The organism is Nonomuraea sp. NPDC049480 (assembly GCF_044465905.1).
Taxonomy (GTDB): Bacteria; Actinomycetota; Actinomycetes; order Streptosporangiales; family Streptosporangiaceae; genus Nonomuraea.
This window is the reverse complement of record NZ_JBITMD010000001.1, coordinates 1,068,671-1,088,962: the sequence shown is the minus strand read 5'-3', so window position 1 is coordinate 1,088,962 and position 20,292 is coordinate 1,068,671. Positions and strand designations below refer to the sequence as shown.

Below are 20,292 nucleotides of genomic sequence, written 5' to 3'. Positions count from 1 at the left end.
GTGACCGATCTTCAGCACACCCATGAGGTGACCTACCGCGGTGACATCGTCACCAAACGGTATGTGGACGGCAAACAGGGCGGCGCGGAGCGCGAATGGCGGGCGTTACACCTGCTGGCCGAGCACGCCCCAGGGTTGGCGCCGGAGCCGATCGCGTTCGAGGCGGGCGTGGTGTCGATGACCAGGATCGACGGAGTGTCCTTGCGCGGGCGGTCAGTAGGAGCCGCCCACGCCGCGGCCCTGACCGAGGCGATCGGCGAACTCCTCACGGCGGTGCCGCAGCCGGTTGTCCAGACCATCCCGGTGCGCCCGTGGCAGCGCGAGGCGGTCTGCGACTGGGTGCTCCAGCGGTGCGAGGCCTGGCAGCCGCGAAACCCGCTGGCGGACCGGGCCGTGAAAGAGGGTCTGCGCTGGCTGAAGAACTGGACGCCGGGCGAGTCGGGGGTGCGGCCGGTGTTCGGGGCCGGCGACGGCAACCTGGCGAACTTCCTGTGGGACGGCGCCCGGGTTCGCAGGGTCGACTTCGAGGACTCTGGGCGCAGCGACCTGGCCTTCGAGCTGGCGGAGATGGCCGAGCACGTGTCGATGTGGGTGGAGGGCGAGGTGGAGATCGCGGACCGGTTCGAGCTGAGCCCGCCCGAGAAGCGGCGGCTGGCCGAGTGCCGCAAGGCGCACACGCTGATCTGGTTCTTCCTGCTCTCGCACGAGGGCCCCCGCAATCCGCCCGGGACCTTCGAGCGACAGGTGGAGCGGGTGCTGGCAAGATTGGGCGCATGAGACTGGCGCGAGCCGAGGACAGGTCGGCCGTGGAGCGGTTGGTCCACGACGCCTACGAGCCATGGATCGAGGTCATCGGCATGCGGCCGTTGCCCCTGGAGGCCGACTACGGCGCGCTCATCGCGGCCGGACGGGTGCACGTCACCGACGACCTGCAGGGGCTGATCGTGCTCGTGCCGGAGGACGGCGTCCTGCTGGTGGACAACGTCGCGGTGCGGCCGGAGAGCCATGGCAAGGGGATCGGGCGGGGGCTGATGGCGTACGCCGAGGAGGAGGCACGCCGGCTGGGGCTGCCCGCGTTGCGCCTGTACACGAACGTCAAGATGGCCTCCAACATCGCCCTCTACACCTCGCTCGGCTACGTCGAGACCGGCCGGGAGGGGGTCCATGGCCGGTCCGCCGTGATGATGCGCAAGGAGCTCAGCCCGTGAGCACTCCCAGGAGGTGCGTGACCTCGCGGGCCACCGCGTCGCGGCCGGCCTTGACGTACTTGCGGGGGTCGACGACGCGCTGGTCGTGGTCCAGGTAGTCGCGCACGGCGCCGGTGAACGCCTTGTTCAGGTGCGTCGCGATGTTGATCTTCTTCATGCCGTGCCGTACGGCCTCGCGCAGCACGTCGTCAGGCACCCCCGACGAGCCGTGCAGCACCAGCGGCACCGGCACCGCGGCCCGCAGCTCGGCGATGAGGTCCAGGTCGAGCACCGCGTCCTTGGTGGTCATGGCGTGTGAGGTGCCCACGGCCACGGCCAGCGCGTCCACGCCGGTCCTGGCCACGTAGTCGACCGCCTCACGCGGCTTGGTGCGGGCCCCAGGCGCGTGCACGCCGTCCTTGCCGCCGACCTCGCCCAGCTCGGCCTCGACCCACACGCCGCGCTCGTGGCACCAGGCCGCCACCTCGGCGGTCGCGCGGACGTTCTCCTCGTCGGGCAGGGCCGAGGCGTCGTACATGACCGAGCCGAGCCCCAGCTCCACCGCCTCCTCCACGAGCGCGCGGTCGGTGGCGTGGTCGAGGTGGACGGCGACCGGCACCTCGGCCCGCCTGGCGACGGCGAGCGCCGCCAGCGCGACCGGCTCCAGCGCGCCGTGGTAACGCACGCAGTTTTCGCTGATCTGGAGCACCACCGGCAGGCCGAGCGCCTCGGCGCCGGCCACGATGGCACTGGCGTGCTCCAGCTGGATCACGTTGAACGCGCCCACCCCCGCGGGCGACTGGCGGACGATGTCGCCGATGGCGGCGAGGGGCATGATCTGCTCCTTACGTGATGACGATCTGCGGATGGACGGCGGCGTAGACGTCGCGGTCGAATTCGCCGGCCACCGGCGCGGCCACGGCCGCGGCGCCCAGCGCCGCCGCCCTTCTGAGCCGCTCGGGCCACGGCCGCGCCAGGTCCAGCGCCAGGCCCGCGACGAGCGCGTCGCCCGCGCCCGTCGGGTTGCCCTGGATGGTGTACGGCATCCGCGCCCGGAACGTCCCCTCTCCGGTGACGGCCAGCAGCCCGTCGGCGCCCATGGACACGACCACGGCCTCGGCGCCCCGGCTGCGCAGCGCCTCCGCTCCCTCGCCGCCAGGGAACGCTCTGGCCAGCTCCTCCGCGTTGGGCTTGACGACCGTGGGGCGGCCCTTGGGGGCGTGGCGCAGCGGGTCGCCGTCGGCGTCCACGATCACGGGTGCGCCGGCCAGGTCCGCGAGGGTGGCGTAGATGTCGGCGGGTACGCCGCGCGGCAGGCTGCCCGAGAGGACCACGACGTCGGCGCCGGACGCCAGGGCTGTGTAGCGCCGGACGAAGTCCGCCAGCTCGTCGGGCGTCACCTGCGGGCCGGGCTCGTTGAACAGCGCCGTGCGCCGGATCCCGGCCGTACCGCGCGGGGCTGGTGTCTCTTGGGGCCCCGGCGTCGCACGGGTGTCCCCGGTTTCGCAGACGGCCAGGGTGGTGCGGGAGTCGGCGGCGATGGCGCACAGGGCGGCCGGCAGGCCCGCCGCCCGCAGGTCCTCCTCGATCGCCCGCCCGGTCGGCCCGCCAGCCAGGCCGGTGACCAGCACCTCCTGCCCGAGCGCGGCCAGCACGCGGGCCACGTTGACGCCCTTGCCGCCCGCGCGCCGGTGCACGGCGCCGACCCGGTTGACCCCGTCCCAGTCGACGGCGGGCACCTCGTAGGTCACGTCGAGCGCCAGGTTGAGCGTCACGGTGAGGATCATCGGGGCTCCGTGACCCAGACGCCGTCCTTCATGACCCCGTCCACCTCCAGGGAGTCGGAGAGCACCACCAGGTCGGCCGCCTTGCCGACGGCGATCGAGCCGATCCGGTCGGCCAGGCCCAGCACCCGCGCGGGCGTCAGCGAGGCGACCTGGACGGCGTCGGGCAACGACATGCCGACCTCCTGGACGGCGCGGCGGAAGGCGACGTCCATGGTCAGCGTGGAGCCGGCGATGGAGCCGCCCTCGACCAGCCGGGCCACGCCGTCGTCCACGCGTACGCGCATGGGGCCGAGCACGTAGTCGCCGTCGCCCAGCCCCGCGGCCGACATCGCGTCGCTGATCAGCACGGTCCTGCCCGGACCCGCCACCTCGTACGCCAGCCGCAGCATGGCCGGATGCACGTGCACCCCGTCGTTGATCAGCTCGACCGTCACCCGCTCGTCGTCCAGCAGCGCGGCCACGGGTCCGGGCGCCCGGTGCCCGAGCGGCGGCATCGCGTTGTAGAGGTGCGTGGCCACGCTGGCACCCGCCTCGATCGCGGCGATCGTCTGGTCGTAGTCGGCGTCGCTGTGCCCGATGGCGGCGATCACGCCCTCCGCCACGGCCAGGCGGATCGTGTCGAGCGCGCCGGGTAGCTCGGCCGCGATGGTGAGCATGCGCACGTGCCCGTGCCCGGCCTTCAGCAGCCCCGCGAACTCCGCCGGCGACGGCTCGCGCAACATCGTGGGGTCGTGCGCGCCGCACCGGCTGCGCGCGATGTACGGGCCCTCGAAGTGGATCCCCGCCAGGAGCCCCTCGTCGCAGAGCTCCGCCAGCGCGGACGCGGCGCGGGTCAGCCCGTCGAGCGAGTCGGTGACCAGGCTGGCCATGGTGGTCGTGGTGCCGTGGCGCCGGTGCAGCGCCACCGCGTCGCGGGCGCGGTCCTGCTCGCCGGTGGGGAAGGAGCCGCCCGCGCCGCCGTGGTTGTGGATGTCGACGAAGCCGGGGACGACGTGCCGCCCGCCCACGCTGTGGCCCGCGCCGGGAGCGGATCCCTGGCCGACATGCGTGATGCGGCCGTCTTCTATGGTCAGCCACCCCTGGTGCACTCCCTCGGGAGTCACGATCCTGGCGTCGGCGAGAGTAAGGCTCATGAAGAAAGAATCACAGATCGCGTGAGGTGAACGGGCTCATCGGGGTTCAACCCTCGGGCGAAGGCCCGGGCGACGGCCACCCGCTGGGCGCGGATCAGCTCGGCCATGGGGTCGAGCCCGGTCTCGTGGAACGTCGCGCCGGTCTCCTCGACCTGCGTCCGCAAGCCGTCGGGCGCGGCGCCGAGCATCCAGGTGACGCGGCCGGGGGCGGCGATGCTGATCGGACCGTGGCGGTATTCCATCGCCGGGTAGGCCTCCGTCCACGACCGGGACGCCTCGCGCATCTTCAGCGCCGCCTCCTGCGCCAGGCCCACCGACCAGCCGGTGCCGAGGAAGCTGAACTGCTCGGCCTCGACCAGCTTGCGGGGCAGCGGCGCGGCCACTGCCTCCTCGGCGTCCGCGATGGCCCGGGTGAGGTCCTCGCCGAGGCCGGCGCGCAGCATGGCGAGCTGCGTGGTGGCGAACCTGGTCTGCACGACCGACCGCTCGTCGGCGTAGTCGAGCACGATGACCTCGCCGGCGGCCGTCATGATCGGGGTCTTGGGGTCGGCGGTGATGGCCGTGCTCTTCGTGGTGATCCTGGACAGCAGCTCCAGCACCTCGGTGGTGGTGCCGGAGCGGCTGAGCGCCAGCACGCGGTCGTAGCGGCGGCCGGCGGGGAACTCGGAGGCGGCGAAGGCGTCGGTCTCGCCATGCCCGGCCCGCTCGCGCAGGGCCGCGTACGCCATCGCGATGAACCACGACGTGCCGCACCCGACGACGGCGACCCGCTCGCCCTCGCGCGGCAGCGAGCCGGTGGGGACGCTCTCGACGGCCCGCCGCCAGCACGCGGGCTGGGACGCGATCTCGTCCTCGGTGTGGGTGGTCACCCATGCCTCCCATGATTGATTGTTTCTGTTGTTTTCATACCACAACGGCGCAGCATTGTGCAGTTGTGGCTCTAGTCTCACTGGTGTGCCACTCTGTGTTGGATCCGCAGCGAAGCGAGGACATCCATCGCAGCCTTCTGAGCGGAGCTCGGCAATTGGACACTGTTCCGACTACATCCGCTGGGAGGCCTTCGTGTCCCGCTACGACCGCTGGAACGCCATCCTCGAGCTGCTGAGCCAGGAGGGCAGGCTGACGGTCGAGGAGGCCGCCCAGGCGCTCGACGTCTCCACCGCGACGATCCGGCGGGACTTCGACCAGCTGGCCCAGCAGCAGATGCTCATGCGGACGCGGGGTGGCGCGGTCGCGCAGAGCGTGAGCTACGACCTGCCACTGCGTTACAAGACGGCCAGGCACGCCGACGAGAAGCACCGCATCGCCGCCGCGGCCGCCGGCCTGGTCACGCCGGGCGCCGTGGTGGGACTCAACGGCGGCACGACCACCTCAGAGCTGGCCCGCACGCTGGCCACGCTGGCCACGCTGGAGAGCGGCTTCACGATCGTCACGAACGCGCTCAACATCGCCGCCGAGCTCACCGTCCGCCGGCACGTCAAGATCGTGGTGACCGGCGGGGTGGCCAGGCAGCAGTCGTACGAGCTCATCGGGCCGTTGGCGTCCGGCGTGCTGGAGCAGGTGACGCTCGACGTGGCGTTCCTGGGCGTGGACGGGCTGGACGTGGAGCTGGGCGCGTCGGCGCACCACGAGGGCGAGGCCAGCGTCAACCACCTGCTGATCAGCCGCGCCGCGCAGGTGGTCGTGGTGGCCGACTCCTCCAAGATCGGCAAGCGGGCGTTCTCCCGCATCTGTCCCATCGCCGAGATCGATACGCTGGTCACCGACTCCCAGCTCTCCGACGCCCTCGCCGGGCAGTTGAGCGACGTGGGGATCAAGGTCATACGCGCCTGACGGCGTTGACGTGGGTACGTAATGAAACGCAGACGATAGGGCCATCCCAGGGGGAGCTATGACGTCGGGAAGGAGCGTGGCCCGGCTCGGGCCCGCGGAGCGTGCCGCGGCACTGGAGAGCATGGCCGCCCGGGAGCTCGACGTGGTGGTGGTCGGCGGCGGCGTCGTCGGGGCGGGGATCGCGCTCGACGCCGTGACCCGCGGCCTCGACGTCGCCCTGGTCGAGGCCAGGGACTTCGCCTCAGGCACGTCCTCCCGCTCCTCCAAGCTCATCCACGGCGGCCTGCGCTATCTGGAGCAGCTCAACTTCGAGCTGGTGCGCGAGGCGCTGCAGGAGCGCTCCCTGCTGCTGCAGCGCATCGCGCCGCATCTGGTCAGGCCGGTGCCGTTCCTCTTCCCGATGACGCACTACGGCTGGGAGCGGCCGTACGTGGGCGCCGGGGTCGCGCTCTACGACACGCTCGGCTTCGCCTCCGGCGTCACCCGCGGCGTGCCGGGCCATCGGCACCTGTCCAGGGCGCGGGCGCTGCGGCTGGCCCCGGCACTGAAGAAGACCGCCTTCACCGGCGCCGTCCAATACTGGGACGCCCAGGTGGACGACGCCCGCTACGTGATGACCACGCTGCGCACGGCCGCCACGTACGGCGCCCACATCGCGCCGCGGTCGCAGGTCGTCGGGTTCCTGCGGGAGGGCGAGCGGGTCACCGGCGTACGGGTGCGCGACCTGGAGTGCGGCGACGAGCTGGAGGTGCGCGCCCGGCAGGTGGTCAACGCCACCGGCGTGTGGACCGACGACATCCAGGAGCTGGTGGGCGGCCGCGGGCAGATCCACGTACGCGCCTCCAAGGGCATCCACCTGGTCGTGCCGCGTGACCGGATCCACTCGCTGACCGGGATCATTCTGCGTACCGAGAAGTCGGTGCTGTTCGTGATCCCCTGGGGCCGCCACTGGATCATCGGCACCACCGACACCGAGTGGACGCTCGACAAGTCCCACCCCGCCGCCTCCCGGGTGGACATCGACTACCTGCTCGACCACGTCAACGCCGTGCTGTCGGTGCCCCTGACGCGCGACGACGTCGAGGGCGTCTACGCGGGGCTGCGGCCGCTGCTGTCGGGCGAGTCCGACGAGACCTCCAAGCTGTCCAGGGAACACGTGGTGGCGCACCCGGTGCCGGGCCTGGTGATGATCGCCGGAGGGAAGTACACAACCTACCGGGTCATGGCGCGCGACGCCGTGGACGCCGTGGTGCACGGGCTGGACCAGCGGGTGCCGCCCTCGTGCACCGACCGCGTCCCGCTCGTCGGCGCCGAGGGCTACCAGGCGCTGTGGAACTCCAGGCACCGGCTCGCGCGGAGCTCGTCCCTTCACGTGGCCAGGATCGAACACCTGCTCCAGCGCTACGGCACGCTGATCGACGAGGTGCTGGGGCTGATCGAGCGCGACCCGTCGCTGGCCAGGCCGCTGACCGGGGCCGACGACTACCTGCGCGCCGAGATCGTCTACGCCGCCACCCACGAGGGCGCCCGGCACCTCAACGACGTGCTGACCCGGCGTACGCACATCTCCATCGAGACCTTCCACCGCGGCCTGGCCGTGGCGCAGGAGGCCGCCGAGTTGCTGGCCGGGCCGCTCGACTGGGACGGCGAGCAGGTCAAGAGGGAGGTCGAATACTTCACCAAGCGCGTGGAGGCCGAGCGCCGCTCCCAGGAGCAGGACTCCGACCAGGAGGCGGATGCGATCAGGCTGGGCGCGCCGGAGATCGTCCCGGTCGTCGTACCGGATCGCACATGAGTGAACCGTCGCGGCAGACGTCCCGGCGTCGCCCGCGAGCCGGCGGGCGGCCCGGAGGCCGCCCGCCGACGGTCACCGCGCAGGCGGGTACTGCGTGGCGTCGTGCACGTCGAGCAGCGGCTCCTTGACGCCGTCGCCAGAGTCGTCGGTCCAGTTGGCGTTGCCGGTCGCGATCAGCGTGCTCCGCACGGCCAGCGCGCCCGCCCTGGTCGTCGGCTTGCCGGTGCCCGAGGTGAGGATGCCGGCCGCGCCGGCCACGTGCGGGGCGGCCATCGAGGTGCCGCTGATGGTGTTGTAGCCGCCGTTCCGCCACGTCGAGTAGATGCAGGTCCCCGGTGCGGTGATCTCCACGGTGGCGCCGAAGTTCGAGTAGAACGCCGAGGTGTCGTCCTGGTCGCTCTCGCTGCGGCACGACAGCGTGCTGCCGCCGGCGCCGCCGGGCAGGCCGTCGTTGTCGGTCAGCGCCGAGACGGTGACTACATCGGGGTGGTTGGCGGGGAAGAACGTCGAGGTGTTCACGTGGCTGTTGCCCGCGGCCACGACGACCACGATGCCGGCGTTGGTCGCGTTCGTGATCGCGGTGCTGATCGCGCTGCTGGAGCAGCCGTTGCAGCCCAGGCTCAGGTTGATGACCTCGATGGTGGAGGCGCGCTGCACCACCCAGTTGATCCCGGCGGCGATGCCGGACAGGGTGCCCGAGCCCGCCGCGTTGAGCACCTTCACGCCGAGGATGCGGGCGCCGGGCGCGACGCCGACCGGGCCGATGGCGTTGTCGAGCGCGCCGACGGTGCCCGCGACGTGGGAGCCGTGGCCGTTGTCGTCGGTGCCGGAGTTGTTCAGGCAGGCGCCGGTCAGGCAGTTGGCCCGCGCGACCACGTTCAGATCGGGGTGGGTCTGGTCGACGCCGGTGTCAACGACCGCGACGTCCACGTCGACGCGTACGTCGTCGGCGCCGTCGATGTCCAGGTTCGGGTTGTCGGGGCCGAAGATCCGCCGGACGCCGGTGGGCGTGGTCTGCGGGAAGGCGGTGACCTCGGCGTCGGGCTCCACGCTGAGCACGTTGGGGTTCTTCTTGAGCTGCTCGGCGGCGGCCGCGCTCAGGCGGGCGGTGTAGCCCTTGAAGGCGTGCTCGTACACGCCGACGAGCTCGCCGCCGTGCTGGGACACCTGGTCCTGGGCCGCGCCGCGGGGCGCGCGCATCGACGGGTTGAGCTGGACGATGTACGTGCCGTCCGGTGCGGCGGCGGTGACGGGCAGTGGCGTCATGGGTAATGCCAGCACGCCGGCGAGCAATGCGAGCAGGGGGGTGAATGACCGCATGAAGGCCCTTTCTCGACATGAAGCTGTCAGTAAAGCTTTCATCAAATGTCGGGAAAAGTCCACAAACGAGAGCGCCGCTCCGCTACGAAGCGGCGCTCTCCAGGGCGGGAGGGCGGGTTAACGGAGTGGGATCCAGGCTTGTGAGGCGAGCGTCGCGGCATCGTTGACCTGGACGCCTTCCTGGGAGAGCGTCCAGATCGAGTCCCCGATGAGGATCGAGCGCTGGATGCCGGGCTGGTACACGTAGTCGCCCGGCTGCTTCTGCGTCGGATGCTTGATCATGCCCAGCTTCGACACGCCCGAGTCATCGATCTTGAGCACCATCGCGCCCGACTTGTTCTGCTGGGTCAGCGGGATCACCGACAGCCCGGTCTTCGGCCAGTAGAGGAACGCGTGCGGGTCCCACTCGGCCTCCGACCCCGAGTCCTTCTGGAACAGCTGCGACAGCCGCCGCGGGCTGGCGGGGTCGCTGACGTCGAACAACGAGACCTGGGTGCCGAGCGTCCTGCCTTTCTCGCTGGCCTCCTGGCCGATCCCGATCAGCCGGCCCTCGCCGCCGGGGTGCAGGTACGCCGAATAGCCGGTGATCTTCAGCTCGCCGGTCACCTTGGGCGCCGCCGGGTCGCGCAGGTCGAGCGTGTAGAGCGGGTCGACCTGCTTGAACGTCACGCAGTAGCCGATCGGGCCGATGAAGCGCACCGAGTAGATGCGCTCGCCCTGGCCCAGGCCGCCGACCTCGCCGGTCTTCGCCATGGTGTCGGCCTTGAGCACGTGGACGGTGCTGGAGCTGCTCCTGCCGTCGGCGGAGCTGAGCGTGGTGGCGACGCGGAGGTGGCCGTCGTGCTCCGACAACGAGTACTGGTTCAGCAGCCGCCCGTTGACCTTGCCCGAGGCCACGTAGGCGGGCGGTCCCGGCTTGGCGACGTCGAACCGGTGGATCTCGGTCTCCTCCGGCGGGATCGTGGGGGTGGGCCTGGGCTCGTCGGGGGTCGGGTCATCGGCCGGCGGGACGTCCGGTGTGTCCTCGATCGGCATCGGCATGGGCCACCACCAGCGCGGGTTGCTGGCCACGTACAGGCTGGCGCCGGTGCCGTACACGATGTCGCCGTCGGCCGCGAGAGCGATCGGGTCGGTGCCCGCTGTGGTGAGGCCCTGCGCGAGGTCGAGGGTGTGGACGGTCAGGAGCGAGGTGCCGGTGTAGTCGGCGGGGTGGCTCACCCGCTCGCACTTGAGCGCGTCCTTCCTGACCGAGCCGGCCGCGTCGGTGATCTCGATCTTGGGCAGCCAGGCGTCGACCGGCGCCTTGCGCACCGTCGCCTGGTTCGACTTGATCTGCTCGGCCTCGGAGGCGCCTTCCTTGGGTTGCGGGAACGTGATCTCCGGCTGGTTGCGCGTCACGATCCTGACCGTGGAGCCGACCATCCTGGCGTCCACGTACGTGCCCTGGGGCTTGACCGTGCCCAGGACCTTGGGCTCGCCGGCCAGGTCGACCAGCACGTACCTGGTGTCGCCCGGGGGCGCGATGGTCTTGTACATCACGTCGCCGTAGCCGCGGAACAACACCAGCGCCCGATTGCCGGACAGCAGCAGGTCGGCGGGGGCGAAGACACGCTCGTCGCCCTCGGCCAGCTTGAGCGTGGAGGTGACCTTCCGCGTCGCGGTGTCGATGACCCGGAGGGTGCCGCCGGTGACCGTGATCACCCGGTTGCCGTCGGTCTTGACCAGGTCCGGCTCGTCCACGCCGGCCTCGTGCACGTTGGTCGTGGAGTGCTCGGGCGTGTCCGCCTTGGCGTTCGGGGTCATCGACGCCGAGTCTTCCACCGTCCGGGCCATCGGCGTCGCGTGGCCGAATCCGTACGCGGTGACGTTCTTCGCGGCCTGCTCGCGCAGTCCCGCCAGCAGATCGTCGCAACCGGTGTAGGACACCAGGCGTACGGCGCCGAGCGGGGCCTTCTTGGGGGGCGGCGCCGGGTCCTCCACGGTGGCGGTGCAGGCGGCCGTCACCGTCGCCAGCGCGGCGGCGGTCACGGCTGTACGGATCAGCGTCTTCATGACCTCAACACGGCTGCCCGGGCCGGTTGGTTCAGGAGCCCCGTTGCGGGTTGACGGTGAAAGCGGGACTGAAGCCCACGCTGTCCGGCGACTCCACCAGCTTGCGCACCAGCTTGCCGGAGAAGTCGGCCACCTGGATCTCGTCGTTGACGCCGTTGTCCTGTTCCCAGCAGTAGAGGTGGTTCTCGTCGTAGAAGCCGAGCACCTTGTCGCAGTCGGAGGAGAACCTGCGCACGCGGTCGCCGGAGGCGGAGTCCCAGATGCAATGGTCGCCGTCGCCGCCGTTGGGACAGTTGGTGACGAACGTCTTGCCGGAGGGCGAGAAGATGTCCTGCGTGCCGGCGGACAGCGTGCCGATCTTGTTCGCCGAGCGCGTGGCCTTGCCCTGGGTGTCGAAGAAGCGCAGGCCGCGGTTCTTCTCGTCACCGTAGATGTTGACCGTGCCCTCGTCCTCGCCGTCGAAGCCGAAGGGCGTGTCGCGGACGGAGGAGTCGCTCACGTTGACCGTGGTGGCCTCCTTCGCGGCCACGTCGATGATGACGAAGCCCAGATAGACCCACTTGTCGCCGCTCACCTTCCGCTCGATGTTGAGCAGGATCTTCGAGCCGTCCTTCGACCACGCCCTGATGCTGCTGATCAGCGGCTCCTTGACGGTCTTGATCGTCGTACGGTCGCCGGACTCCCGGTCGGTGAGGACGATGAAGTCGTAGTTGTCCTGGCTGTATTTCCTGCCCCTGCTGGCCAGATGGCGGCCGTCGGGCGAGACCACGGACTCCCAGTTGCCGGCGTACTTGGTGAACGCGCCGCGCAGCGAGCCTCTGGCGTAGTCGATCCAGTCGTCCTTGGCCTTGTTGTAGATCTCGTAGGAGGTCAGGACGATGGCGTCGGAGGGGTTCTCGTACAGCGAGATGCCCCCGCCGGGAAGCGTCTTCTTGGTGCCCGTCCTCGGCACGGCCGCCTGGGTCGCGGACGGGCTGGGCCTGGTGTCGGTGCGGGTCCTCCCCGGCGTGAGCGTCGGCTGCGTCACGACCGCCGACCTGTCGAGCTGTATGATCACGACCACCCCGGCCAGCATGAGCAACGCGACCGCCACCGCGATGCCGGCGATCAGCGGGGCCTTGCTCTTCTTCGGCTGCTGCCCGTACATGCTGGGGTACGTGGGCTGCCCGTACGGCGGGGGCGGCTGCTGCCACTGCTGCGGTGGGGGCGGCGGGACCTGCCCCGAGTGCGCGACCGGAGCGGCGTGAGGAACAGGCCCGGAATGGTGGACCGGGCCGGACTGCGGGCCCGGATACGGGCCGGACGGCGGCGCGAACGGCGGCTGCGGGGCCGCCTCGGCGGCGGCCTGCGCCAGGATGCCGGTGTTCGGCGCCGGGTGCTGCAGCAGGCGCATGATCACCTGCTCGGCGGTGGGCCGTTGCGCCGGATCCTTGTTGAGACAGGCGGCCACCACCTCACGCAGCGTCCCATCCAGGACGCCGATGTCCGGCTGCTGGTTGAGCACCCGGTTGATCACCGCGGGCATCGTGTCGCTGCCGAACGGCGCCCGCCCCGACGCGGCGAACACCATCGCGCTCGCCCACGCGAACATGTCCGCGGCCGGCCCGACGGCATGCCCCATGATCTGCTCGGGCGGCATGTACGACGGCGTCCCCACGACCATGCTGCTGATCGTCGAGGTGGCGTTCAACGCCCGGGCGATGCCGAAGTCGATCACTCGCGGCCCGTCCGCGCCGATGATCACGTTGGCCGGCTTGAAGTCGCGGTGCACGATCCCGGCCTGGTGGATGGCGGCCAGCGCGGTGGCGGTGCCGATGGCCAGCCGGTGCAGGACGGTCCCCGTGCGCGGACCCTCCTCCTGCACGACCCGCTGTAGCGAGGGCCCCTCGATGTACTCGCTGATGATGTACGGCCGGTCCTGCTCGACGCCCGTGCCCAGGACCGCGGCGGTGCAGAACGGCGCCACCTGCTGGGCCACCTGGACCTCGCGCAGGAACCGTTCGACGCTCACCTGGTCGCCCGACAGGTCGGGCCGCAGCCACTTGATCGCGACCTGTGCTCCCGCCCGATCTTTGGCAAGGTAGACGACGCCCTGGCCGCCCTCGCCGAGCCGGCCGAGGAGATCCATGCCCCCCAGTCGCTGTGGATCTCCGGGTCGTAGCGGAGCGAAGGATGCCATGAAGGGATTCTGTCGCTATGGGGCGAATCCGCAAAAACTACCCGCCGGTAGCCAAGCGGAATATCCTTCTGCCATGCACGTGACGTCCAGCGGCAGGACACAGGGCATCATTGCCCCCTTCACCGGTGAAACCATGGCCGAGCTGCCCATTTCCGACGTAGACGACGTACGTCGGGCGTACGAGAAGGCGAGGGCCGCCCAGATCGCGTGGGCGGCGAGACCCGCCGCGGCGCGAGCCGAACCGTTCCTTCTGCTGCACGACGCGATACTCGACCGGCGGGACGAGATCCTGGACATCGTCCAGGACGAGACCGGCAAGGCCCGCAAGCACGCCCTCGAAGAGGTGCTGGACGTCGCGGGCTGCAGCCTCTACTACGCCCGCCGCGCGCCCGGCCTGCTCGCCCCGCGCGGACGCAAGGGCATCTTCCCCTTCGCCACCCGCGTGGCCGAGCTGCGCCAGCCCAAGGGCGTGGTCGCGCTGATCTCCCCGTGGAACTACCCGCTCTCGCTCGGTGTCACCGACGCGGTGCCCGCGCTGCTGGCCGGCAACGCGATCGTGCACAAGCCGGACACGCAGACCGCCATGTCCACGCTGTGGACCATCGATCTGCTGGCCGAGCTGGGCATGCCGCGCGAGATCTGGCAGGTCGTGCTGGGTGAGCCCGCCGACATCGGCGACGCGCTGCTCGACCACGCCGACTACGTGGCCTTCACCGGCTCCACGCGCGGCGGCAGGAAGATCGCCGAGGAGGCGGCCAAACGGCTCATCGGCTGCTCGCTGGAGCTCGGCGGCAAGAACCCGATGGTGGTGCTCGACGACGCCGACCTGGACCTGGCCGTACAGGGCGCGCTGCGCGCCTGCTTCACCAACGCCGGCCAGCTCTGCCTGTCGATCGAGCGGCTGTACGTGCACGAGTCGGTCTTCGACGACTTCGCCCGCCGCTTCGTCAAACAGGTCAAGAACCTCAAGCTCGGCCCCGGCCACGACTGGTCGGTCCAGATGGGCTCGCTCACCTCGCAGCGCCAGCTCGACGCGGTCGCCGCGCACGTCGAGGACGCCCTCGCCAAGGGGGCCACGTTGCTGGCCGGTGGCAAGACCAGGCCCGACCTCGGCCCGCTCTTCTACGAGCCGACCGTGCTCACCGGTGTCACCGACGACATGGAGCTGTGCCGCAACGAGACCTTCGGGCCGGTGGTGGCGCTCTACCCGTTCGCCGCCGAGGACGAGGTGGTGGAGCTGGCCAACGACACGATCTACGGGCTCAACGCCTCCATCTGGACCTCCAGCCTCGCGCGCGGCCGCGCGCTCGCCGTCCGCGTCAAGGCCGGCACCGTCAACATCAACGAGGGGTACGGCTCCGCGTACGCCTCCTACGACGCGCCCATGGGCGGCATGAAGGCCTCCGGCCTCGGCCGCCGGCACGGCGCGGAGGGTCTGCTGCGCTACACCGAGGCCAAGACCGTGGCCACGCAGGCGAGTTGGCTGGGCTTCGAGCCGCCGTCCGGGCTGCCGTACGAGAAGTGGGCGGACGTGCTGGTCGGCACGCTGAAGACGATGCGGCGGCTGCGGCTGAAATGAGCTGCTGCTCGCCCGTGGCGAACGGGTGCGGCCTTCCTGCCCCGCGCCTGGCAGGGTGGTGCGGTGAGCTGGAACGCGCGAGCGCTGGACGTGCTGGCGGCGGGGCCGCCGACCCCGCTGATCGACTTCCCGGTGCCGGGTCCCGGCATCCGGCTGCTGCTGAAGGACGAGTCCGCGCAGCCGACCGGGAGCCTGCGGCATCGGCACGCCAGGGCGCTGTTCCGCCAGGCCATCCTGGACGGGCTGGTCACGGAGGGCACGACCGTGGTGGAGGCCACCGGGGGCAACGCGGCCGTGGCACAGGCGTGGTTCGCGCGACGGCTCGGGTTGCCGTACATCGTGGTCATGCCGGGGGAGCGCAGCGAGGCGCGGGCGCGGGCGGTGGAGGAGCTGGGCGGGGAGTGCAGGTTCGTGACGCCGCCGCCGGCGATCTACGACGCGGCTCGCCGGATCGACGGGCACTTCCTCGACCAGTTCGGGCGCGCGGCCCATCACGACCTGGCGGAGGAGCTGTTTGCGCAGGTACGGCCCGACTGGGTGGTGACGGGGGCCGCCACAGGCGCCACCTCCGCCACCCTCGGCCAGTGGCTACGCTCCCATGCCGCTGACGGCCGCCCCGCTTCGGGCGTTGCCCGAGGGCCGGCGGCGGCTGCGCACGGGCGGGTGGTGGCGGGCGGTGGGGAGTGGCGGTGTCGGGTGGCGGTGGCGGATCCTGATAATTCGGCGTATTTCCCGGGTTGGACACTCGACACCCCTGACTACGCGACCGGCATGCCCTCCCGGATCGAGGGCATCGGACGGCCGCGCATCGAGCCTGGTTTCCACCCCGACCTCGTCGACCTGGTCATCCCCGTGCCGGACGCGGCCGGTGTGGCGGCGGCCCGGCACATCAGGGAGGTCACCGGCCTGCCGGTGGGCGGCTCATCGGGCACCGCGCTCTGGGCGGCGCTGGAGCTGGTCGAGCGCATGCGGGCCAAGGGAGAGACGGGCACCGTGGTCTCGCTGATCGGCGACGCGGCCGACCGGCATCTGAAGACGTACCACGACGACGTGTGGGCGGCCGGCAAAGGCCTGGACGTCGGGCGGCACGCGGACGAGCTGCGCCGCCGGACCAGCGTTTGAGCAGGGGCGTCACGCCGGGAGCGGCCTCAACGGGTGGCTGACCCAGACGTTCGGCTCCACGTACACGGCGTAGTCGTGCTCCACGTGGCAGTGCACCGGGCTGAGCGCGCCGGGCACCTCGACGACCCCCGTGCGGTCGAACGGCAGGCCGGTCCACTTCCGCCACTCCGCCGGCGTCCCCGCGACCACCATGGACCGCGGCGCCACCTTGACGATCTTCCCGCCCGCCCGTACGTGCACCCGCAGCCACGCGTCGTGGGGCAGGCCGTCTTCGCGGGTGCGGTAGGCGTACTCGGTCATGGGGGTGCGCGGTTCGAGATGTTTCCTGTTGGGCCGGACGGGTGCGACGAGCTCGTCGAAGCCGAGGCGGGCGGCATGGTCCCGCATCGCCCCCAGCATGATGGACGAGAGACCTTTGCCCTGCAGGTCGCGGCGGACGCTGATCTCCAGGGCCGAGACGGCGTCGGGCCGCTCGCCGCGTTCGCGCGCCAGCCAGCCCCGCCGGATCACGCCGTCCCATCCGTCGTCGGGCAGCTCGGCGCCGTCCGCCCGGTACGGGATCATGCAGGCCCGGGCCACCAGCCGCCCGGGCTCGCCGTCGTCGTCGGCCACCAGCACGTACTCGGGGTAGATCGTGTCGGCGATCGCGTAGAAGAGGTCGGCGATCGGGTCGTTGAGCATGAACTGGGGCCACGTGTGGTCCATGTTCCACAGCACCGATCCGAGTTCCGGGCGCTCGGCGAGGGTCGTGATCTGGAGGGCCATGCCGAGCATTCTCACATCATGATTTGCCGGGAAGCGCAAGATTTATCGGTGCAAAGCCGTGCGCTAGCGTCGGCGGCATGACGGAACTTGACCCCAGGCTGCGTGCGGTCGCCGACCTCATCGTGGCCGAGGCACGCGAGGGCGGCGGCAGGCACGAGTACGACGGCCAGATCCAGGACTTGTCACCCGACGGTGTGCGTGCCGGGCTGGCGCGGCTCGGAGAGGGGGCCGCGCCGGCAGACCCGCACGACGCCGAGCACCTGCGGGTGTTCGAGCAGACCTTGCGCTTCCAGTTCGGGGAGCTGGAGCTGCACCGCAAGAACCCGATGGTCCACCTGTCCAACCTCGATCTCGCCTGCTACGACCGCGACTACGGCCCCGAGGAAGAGCGCGCCGCGGCCAAGGCGGCCCACCTCGCGCTCTGGCCGGACGCCGTGGACGCCTCGATCGCCTCGCTCGACCAGGTCAGCGCGCCCGTCGCGAAGTCGCTGATCGGCGCGGCGAAGGGCCTGGCGGCCGGGATCGAGGACGAACCCGCGCTGCAGGCGCACGCCAGGCTCGTCTCCCATCTCGAACGAGCCGCGGCCGAGGGCGAGCCCGACGCCGCGCTCGGCGGCGACGCGCTGGCCGCGCTCATGGGCACGGCCGAGGGACTGCCGGTGGACCTGGGGCGGCTGGCCGAGCGGGCCGACGCCGAGCGCGACCGGCTCATGACACTGCTCGCCGAGTCCTGCGCCAAGCTGGGGCGCTCCGGGCCGCCGCTGGACGTCGTACGGGAGCTGGTCAGGGACCACCCCAGCGCGGACGGCGTGATCGAGGCGGCCCGGGCCGGGACCGAGAAGGCCATCGCCTTCACCCGCGAGAAGGACCTCGTCCCGTACCACGACGGTGAGTGCCTGGTCGGCCTGGCGCCCGAGTCCCGCCGCTGGGCGATGGCCATGATGGCGTGGAACTCGCCCGGCGAACCAGAAGGCCCGTCCTGGTACCACATCACGCCGCCCGACCCTTCCTGGCCCGAGCAGGACCAGGAGGAGTGGCTGGAGGTCTTCAGCTACACGACGCTGCCGGCGATCAACGTTCACGAGGTCGCCCCCGGGCACTTCTCGCATGCCCGCGCGCTGCGCCGGGCGCCGTCGGACGTGCGGCGGCTGCTGCAGTCGATGGCGTTCATCGAGGGGTGGGCGCACTACGCCGAGGAGCTGTGCGTCGAGGAGGGATTCGAGCCCGGGGACCCGCGCTTCGAGATCGGCGTGTGGGTGGAGGCGCTGATCCGCGTCACCCGGCTGGCCTGCGCGATCGGCGTGCACACCGGGCAGCTGACGGTCGAGGACGGTGCCAGGCGCTTCGAGTCCGACACGCATCTGGCGGGCCCGGCGGCGCTGTCGGAGGCGCGGCGGGCCACGTTCGACCCGACGTACGGCCGCTACACCTGGGGCAAGCTGCTCATCCTCGACCTGCGTGAGCGGGCGCGCAAGGAGTGGGGACGGGCAAGGAGGCCCTCTGCGGGCTTCACCCTGCGGCGCTTTCACACGGCGCTGCTCGATCTCGGTTCGCCGCCCCTGGGACTGATCAACGCGATCCTGTAGGCCACTGGGACTGATCAGCGAGATCCTGTAGCGTCGATCACGTGCGCGAGCTCGCTGACAAGGTGGCGGTGGTGACGGGCGCGGCCAGCGGCATCGGCCGGGCCATGGCCCTGCGGTTCGCGGCCGAGGGCATGACGTTGATGGTCGCCGACGTCGACTACGGCGGGCTCGCGGAGACGGCCGCGCTCGCCGGCGACGGCAAGGTGCTCACGCAGATCACCGACGTGTCCGACGCGTCGGCCGTCGCCCACCTGGCCAACCGCTGCTTCGGCGAGCTCGGCGCCGTGCACGTGCTGTGCAACAACGCCGGCGTCTACCAGGGCGGCCACATGTGGACCCGCAGCGAGGCGGACTTCGCCTGGGTGCTGGGGGTCAACCTGTGGGGCGTGCTGCACGGGATCCACACGTTCGTGCCGCGCATGATCGAGCAGGACACCGAAGGGCACGTCGTCAACACGGTGTCGGTGGCGGGGCTGTTCGCCGCGCCGGGGTCGGGCGCGTACACGGTCAGCAAGCACGCCGCGCTGGCCACCTCCCTGGCGCTCGCCCAGGACCTGGCCGCCGCGGGCGCCAAGCTCCGCGTGACCGCGCTCTGCCCGGGCGCGGTCAGGACGCGGATCGCCGACTCGGCCCGCGTACGCCCTCCCGGCCTGCTCACCACCCCCAGCCAGGACGAGGTGGACTCGCTCGACCAGGTCAGCAGGCTGGCCGAGTCCGGGATCGAGCCGTCCGAGGTGGCCGACCTGGTCGTGGACGCCATCCGCGAGGAGCGGTTCCTGGTGCTGACCGACCCCAAGTACGCCACCCGCCTGCGCCTGCAGACCGAGACCCTGCTGACCGGGGACCTGCCGTCCTACCAGTGACGCTCGTGGGCCAGGACCCTGACCACGGCGCCGCTGCGCGGTTTGACCAGCAGCCGTACCGCGTCGCCCGGCAGCACGTCCGTGTAGAGCCCCTGCTCCACGCGGAACGCCGTGGCCTTCTCCGAGCTGCCGTCGTGCAGCGCGATGTAGTAGAGGCGCCGTGACCCGGTCTCGCCGCTCGACTCGATGTCGTACCACCGTTTCACCACGTGCCCGGTGACCTCCTGCCGTTTGGGACCGCCAGGCCCGGCCCCGGCGGGCTCGACCTCCACGCCGCGCCAGCCGCTGCCCGTGAAGATCCACTCCTGGCGCGGGTTCATCGGCGCGGCCTCCGGCCCGGCGAGTTCCCGGCCGCGGGCGGTCAGCAGGAACCCCCGGCCGCCCATGAGCAGGCTCACCCCCGCCACGAACGCGACCAGCGACGCGATCCCCCCGGCCCACGACGCGCCGGCCCGGGAGACGGTGGCGTACCAGGGGATGACGAGCGCGGCCGCCAGGAGCACCGGCACGATCATGGTGGACCAGCGCCGCCGCGCCAGGCCGAGATCGATGGCGCACTGCCGGACCAGTGGCATGAACTCGCTCTCGAGGTCGGCGCCCTCCGGCATGAGGGCGATGACCGGCGCGTACGATGCCCCCGCCATCCGGGCGGCCACCCGTTCCAGCACCCACCGCTCGTACGGCAGCAGCGGATCCGCGCGTGGCGGCGTGCTCATGGTCGCGCCCGCGTCGCTCCTCGCCGGCGCGTCCCTCGCTCTCTCGTCGCGAGCTCCTGCGCTCCGGAGGGACAGGCGGTCGCCCTCGACCTTCGCCCACCCGCGCCCGGCCAGCTCTAACAGCGCCGAATGGAACACCTCCTGCGCCCGCATGCCACGCAGGAGGTCGACCACAGGCTGGGGCGCGTCCTGCGCGGGAGCCGTCTTCGGTGGCCGCTCGCGGCTGGACACCTCGAAGGCTGCGGCCAGCGTGGCGATCCACAGAGCCCACACGGCCACCGGCCAGACAAGATCCATTGTTCTGTGTTAGCACGAGTCCCCGTGCCAGGCCAGGCGTAATATCCGGGACCGATAGACTGAGGGCACCGCATTTCG

17 protein-coding genes are annotated in these 20,292 nt (G+C 71.3%); 8 read left to right on the top strand and 9 right to left on the bottom strand.

Annotated elements, in window-relative coordinates; genetic code table 11:
• The gene (locus ACIBX3_RS05055; RefSeq protein ID WP_397113209.1) at positions 1-777 is read left to right on the top strand and encodes a phosphotransferase family protein; all 777 of its coding nucleotides are present in this window, start codon (positions 1-3) and stop codon (positions 775-777) included.
• On the top strand, positions 774-1,208 hold the full coding sequence (locus ACIBX3_RS05050; RefSeq protein ID WP_397113208.1) for a GNAT family N-acetyltransferase: 435 nt from the start codon (positions 774-776) through the stop codon (positions 1,206-1,208). Before ACIBX3_RS05055 ends, ACIBX3_RS05050 begins: the two co-directional genes overlap by 4 nt.
• Here the strand turns inward: ACIBX3_RS05050 and ACIBX3_RS05045 are convergent.
• The 4 genes from ACIBX3_RS05045 to ACIBX3_RS05030 are packed head-to-tail and all read right to left on the bottom strand — an operon-like array spanning position 1,198 to position 4,976.
• Complete coding sequence (locus tag ACIBX3_RS05045) at positions 1,198-2,022, bottom strand: ketose-bisphosphate aldolase (protein ID WP_397113206.1); 825 nt, start codon at positions 2,020-2,022, stop codon at positions 1,198-1,200. The two genes, ACIBX3_RS05050 and ACIBX3_RS05045, sit on opposite strands and share 11 nt — an antisense overlap.
• A 10-nt stretch (positions 2,023-2,032) precedes the next feature.
• Positions 2,033-2,974, bottom strand: a complete 942-nt coding sequence (locus tag ACIBX3_RS05040; protein ID WP_397113204.1) for a 1-phosphofructokinase family hexose kinase — start codon at positions 2,972-2,974, stop codon at positions 2,033-2,035.
• On the bottom strand, positions 2,971-4,107 hold the full coding sequence (gene nagA, locus ACIBX3_RS05035) for an N-acetylglucosamine-6-phosphate deacetylase (protein ID WP_397113202.1): 1,137 nt from the start codon (positions 4,105-4,107) through the stop codon (positions 2,971-2,973). Before nagA ends, ACIBX3_RS05040 begins: the two co-directional genes overlap by 4 nt.
• Positions 4,104-4,976: an SIS domain-containing protein gene (locus tag ACIBX3_RS05030; RefSeq protein ID WP_397113200.1), complete on the bottom strand. Its 873-nt coding sequence runs from the start codon at positions 4,974-4,976 to the stop codon at positions 4,104-4,106. Before ACIBX3_RS05030 ends, nagA begins: the two co-directional genes overlap by 4 nt.
• Positions 4,977-5,169: 193 nt before the next feature.
• Between ACIBX3_RS05030 and ACIBX3_RS05025 the strand changes: the two genes are divergently transcribed.
• Together ACIBX3_RS05025 and ACIBX3_RS05020 are read left to right on the top strand one after the other, a co-directional pair.
• On the top strand, positions 5,170-5,940 hold the full coding sequence (locus ACIBX3_RS05025; protein WP_397113198.1) for a DeoR/GlpR family DNA-binding transcription regulator: 771 nt from the start codon (positions 5,170-5,172) through the stop codon (positions 5,938-5,940).
• A 58-nt stretch (positions 5,941-5,998) separates the two neighbouring features.
• Complete coding sequence (locus ACIBX3_RS05020; RefSeq protein ID WP_397113196.1) at positions 5,999-7,735, top strand: glycerol-3-phosphate dehydrogenase/oxidase; 1,737 nt, start codon at positions 5,999-6,001, stop codon at positions 7,733-7,735.
• Positions 7,736-7,807: 72 nt separating this feature from the next.
• Here the strand turns inward: ACIBX3_RS05020 and ACIBX3_RS05015 are convergent, their stop codons facing one another.
• From ACIBX3_RS05015 to ACIBX3_RS05005, 3 genes are all read right to left on the bottom strand, one after another.
• Positions 7,808-9,055: a S8 family serine peptidase gene (locus tag ACIBX3_RS05015; protein WP_397113194.1), complete on the bottom strand. Its 1,248-nt coding sequence runs from the start codon at positions 9,053-9,055 to the stop codon at positions 7,808-7,810.
• A 117-nt stretch (positions 9,056-9,172) separates the two neighbouring features.
• Positions 9,173-11,107, bottom strand: coding sequence for a beta-propeller domain-containing protein (locus tag ACIBX3_RS05010; RefSeq protein ID WP_397113192.1), 1,935 nt, complete (start codon positions 11,105-11,107; stop codon positions 9,173-9,175).
• 31 nt (positions 11,108-11,138) lie between these two features.
• The gene (locus tag ACIBX3_RS05005) at positions 11,139-13,235 is read right to left on the bottom strand and encodes a protein kinase (RefSeq protein ID WP_397113190.1); all 2,097 of its coding nucleotides are present in this window, start codon (positions 13,233-13,235) and stop codon (positions 11,139-11,141) included.
• 124 nt (positions 13,236-13,359) lie between these two features.
• On the opposite strand from ACIBX3_RS05005, the gene ACIBX3_RS05000 reads away from it, so the two are divergent.
• Positions 13,360-14,865, top strand: coding sequence for a succinic semialdehyde dehydrogenase (locus ACIBX3_RS05000; RefSeq protein WP_397113188.1), 1,506 nt, complete (start codon positions 13,360-13,362; stop codon positions 14,863-14,865).
• A 63-nt stretch (positions 14,866-14,928) separates the two neighbouring features.
• Entirely contained in the window at positions 14,929-15,987 is a 1,059-nt protein-coding gene (locus tag ACIBX3_RS04995; protein WP_397113186.1) for a PLP-dependent cysteine synthase family protein, read from the top strand.
• A gap of 9 nt (positions 15,988-15,996) precedes the next feature.
• On the opposite strand, the gene ACIBX3_RS04990 is transcribed toward ACIBX3_RS04995, so the two are convergent.
• Complete coding sequence (locus ACIBX3_RS04990) at positions 15,997-16,752, bottom strand: N-acetyltransferase (protein ID WP_397113184.1); 756 nt, start codon at positions 16,750-16,752, stop codon at positions 15,997-15,999.
• Between the two features lie 77 nt (positions 16,753-16,829).
• Here ACIBX3_RS04990 and ACIBX3_RS04985 point away from each other — a divergent pair, with 77 nt between their 5' ends.
• Entirely contained in the window at positions 16,830-18,338 is a 1,509-nt protein-coding gene (locus ACIBX3_RS04985; RefSeq protein WP_397113182.1) for a DUF885 family protein, read from the top strand.
• 41 nt (positions 18,339-18,379) lie between these two features.
• Positions 18,380-19,201, top strand: a complete 822-nt coding sequence (locus ACIBX3_RS04980; protein ID WP_397113180.1) for an SDR family NAD(P)-dependent oxidoreductase — start codon at positions 18,380-18,382, stop codon at positions 19,199-19,201.
• Here ACIBX3_RS04980 and ACIBX3_RS04975 read toward each other — a convergent pair.
• Complete coding sequence (locus ACIBX3_RS04975) at positions 19,192-20,214, bottom strand: hypothetical protein (protein ID WP_397113178.1); 1,023 nt, start codon at positions 20,212-20,214, stop codon at positions 19,192-19,194. The genes ACIBX3_RS04980 and ACIBX3_RS04975 overlap by 10 nt on opposite strands.
• Positions 20,215-20,292 lie beyond the last annotated feature (78 nt).